The organism is Streptomyces violaceorubidus (genome assembly GCF_000717995.1).
In the GTDB taxonomy this organism is placed as follows: Bacteria; Actinomycetota; Actinomycetes; order Streptomycetales; family Streptomycetaceae; genus Streptomyces; species Streptomyces violaceorubidus.
On record NZ_JODM01000177.1, the window covers coordinates 1 to 337 of the forward strand.

Genomic DNA, 337 nt, shown 5'->3' on the forward strand with positions numbered 1-337 from the left:
CCTGGACAACACACAGGTCTACGTCCTCGACCAGCACCTCCAGCCCGTACCGGCAGGAGTGGCAGGAGAGCTGTACATCGCGGGCACTGGTGTGGCCCGTGGGTACCTCAACCGCCCGGCTCTGACCGGTGAACGCTTCACCGCCAACCCCTACGGCCCGCCCGGCTCCCGTATGTACCGCACGGGCGACGTCGTGCGCTGGACCGCGAGCGGAGACCTGGAATACCTCCGCCGCGCGGACCAGCAGGTCAAACTCCGCGGCCACCGCATCGAACTCGGCGAGATCGAAACCGTCCTGCGTTCTCACCCAGCCGTCACCCAGGCAGCCGTACTCGTC

1 protein-coding gene is annotated in these 337 nt (G+C 67.7%); it reads left to right on the forward strand.

The annotated features are described in order from the left end of the window. Window positions 1–337: AMP-binding protein (locus tag IE94_RS36825; RefSeq protein WP_037924981.1), on the forward strand; the 337-nt coding region annotated here is incomplete at both ends.